The 2,156-nt window shown below is 55.3% G+C and carries 3 protein-coding genes and 1 pseudogene; 3 read left to right on the top strand and 1 reads right to left on the bottom strand.

Annotated features, from left to right (window positions below):
• The 3 genes from PDO_RS29105 to PDO_RS13675 all read left to right on the top strand — a co-directional run.
• Positions 1 to 332, top strand: a 332-nt coding sequence (locus PDO_RS29105; RefSeq protein WP_007602598.1) for a hypothetical protein, incomplete at its 5' end; no start/stop codon positions are given.
• Positions 329 to 790 (top strand): hypothetical protein, encoded by a 462-nt coding sequence (locus PDO_RS13680; RefSeq protein WP_052023454.1) that lies wholly within the window; start codon positions 329 to 331, stop codon positions 788 to 790. The genes PDO_RS29105 and PDO_RS13680, both read left to right, overlap by 4 nt.
• A 134-nt stretch (positions 791 to 924) precedes the next feature.
• Positions 925 to 1,530 carry a helix-turn-helix domain-containing protein gene (locus tag PDO_RS13675; protein WP_007602596.1) on the top strand — a complete coding sequence of 202 codons (606 nt, stop codon included), beginning with the start codon at positions 925 to 927 and terminating at the stop codon, positions 1,528 to 1,530.
• 103 nt (positions 1,531 to 1,633) lie between these two features.
• On the opposite strand, the pseudogene repC reads toward PDO_RS13675, so the two are convergent.
• Positions 1,634 to 2,140 (bottom strand): annotated as a pseudogene (gene repC / locus PDO_RS13670) (plasmid replication protein RepC); the annotation flags it as partial.
• Positions 2,141 to 2,156 lie beyond the last annotated feature (16 nt).

The following is a 2,156-nucleotide window of genomic DNA, read 5'->3' as shown; positions in this document are numbered from 1 at the left end:
TGGCTAGCGATCATCCGGACGACGTCGCTGTTGAAGAAACGCCGGCTCAGGTTCCTCCATTTCAGGCGGCTCCCAGGTCGGGTTTGATCCTGCCTTCACCGGAGGCTCGCCGGGATAGGGCGACAGCCAAGTCGTTGCAGCGCGAGGCGTCCCGATCGCGACTGCAGGATCTGAAACAGAACAAAGCTCGAGAGAGCAAACACTTCGTCAACTGCCCCCTCGATTACGACACCAAGAAACGCTTGGAGCGAGCAGCTTCCGAAAACGACTTGAAAATGACCGTCATCGTCAAAGCCGCCATTGACCAGTTCCTGAAGGACAATGGCTATTGATCCTCGATTTTCGATTTCTGGCCGGGGTGGCTTTAGGCGCCACCCTCGGCCTTATGATTTCTCCTCAAGGGGCGGAAAAGGCAGGGATCGACCTTCAGGCGATAAAGAGAACAATACCTGGAATTGGCTCATCTCCACCGGAGCCGGTCAAACAGGCAGACTGCCCAACGAACGAACGCGCAAAACGAGAGCTGTTCCGGTTCTCAATGTGGGACTTTGAGACATTTGGACCGAAGTCTATGATCAGAGTGACAAGGTGCATTAACATTGACGCGCGTTCCCTGGCTTGCGAAATGCGCGCCAACTTGAGCTGGATCACCGAAGAGAAAACCATCGAAGGCGTTTTCCAAACCAGCGCTGAAGGTTGGCACATGATCGCCGCAAAAACTATGCGAAAAGATGCGACGCCAAGAGTCCGGATATTAACAGACCGCACCTTCATGAATTTAAAAGATTGAAATCTTGGAACTTAAGTGCCGTTGTATCTATTCCCCCCTTATTGTTAGGGCTTCTTGAAATCTGCGCGGGATGATAGTGCTTTTACGGCGCGTTATAGTGCGTAACATCTGCCGCAGGCTTGGGGGCCGAGGTAATGTCGACGGTGCGGAATCTATCCGACTACATAAAATCAAGGGAACTGGTTGAGACCACGGACCCGGATTTCCAGAGACCATTGTACCGCGAGGAAGGCTTCGACGGCATTGTAAGTTTCGGCGATATGGACGCCAAACTCTCTGCTTTCCTTCTCGAACAACGCGCAAAAACCGGGTTGACGCAAAGCGACTTTGCTACTTTGGCGGGCCTCGCCCGAGTGGTTTATAGCCGCTACGAACTGAACATCTCGCGCCTGACCGTCTCTCGAATGATCCACCTTTCAGAGCTGCTTGGGTTTCTGCCGATGCAGATGATTCATGCCGCAGCACCTCATCTCTATGGCGAAAAACCTGAGGAGGCCGATGATCGGGTAGAGCTGTTCAGACTCATTCATGACCTTCCGCACGACACAATACGCAGTTTGATCGGTATAGTCGGTCAATTGACGCCTAAGGATGTTCTTGAGGCTCGGCAAAAAGCGGAAGCGGAGGCTGAACGCCAACGACTAGCCCGAAAAGTGGCGAGAGCCAGCAGGAAAGGCCGTCCCCCTGGCCGGCCACCCGGTCGTAAATCAGCCAAGGTTGAAACTCCGACAGACGATTGAAGGACACATGGCGCCGCCAAGTGGGGCCGATCTGAGAAATCGTTGGGGCCTCGTGCCTCACGTTTTTCGATCGAGCCCTGGGCGCAGTGCCTCGGCACAAGCTTCACGCCGTTTGCCGATCGCTGCTCACATTGGCACGCATCAGTGACATCAGCATCGGCCCCAGCCCGAACTCCCCTGCCCTCGCTCTGCGCGTGAGATCGCGAAGATAACCGCCCGCCGAGTTGATATGCCCTGCCCTCTCAAGGATTGCGGCCATAGCAACCGCGGCGTTCTCCGGCCCCATCACCTCGCATGCCTCCTGATAAGCCGAGGGGCTGACGCCAAGCATTGATCGAACCACCACCGCGGCCCCCATCAGCTCTCGCCAATGGCAAATCGCGCCGGCGGGACCGTAGTCCGAGATCTGCGGGCAAGCCTTCAGGACCATCGACAGCGGGAACGCTTTCATCTGTTCAGGCTTTGCCAACGGCTTGGCTACCGCTGTGCGTGCTGCTTCTGGCTCGACGGCTCCGCCCTGCTCATTTCCAGAGCTAGGTTCAAGTTCATAGAGGGATTCGGGTTTTGAATTCTGTATGTGGCAGTCATTATGAACGGCATTGCCATCCATTATTTTGCGGATTTAG

The organism is Rhizobium sp. PDO1-076 (assembly GCF_000247475.1).
In the GTDB taxonomy this organism is placed as follows: Bacteria; Pseudomonadota; Alphaproteobacteria; order Rhizobiales; family Rhizobiaceae; genus Allorhizobium.
Note: the sequence above shows the minus strand (reverse complement) of the source record. Positions and strands in the feature narration are given on the sequence as shown.

What these genes read in the sequence shown, in the direction of transcription:
- PDO_RS13675 (WP_007602596.1), top strand. Translation starts at nt 925, where the DNA reads ATGTCGACGGTGCGGAATCTATCCGACTACATAAAATCAAGGGAACTG.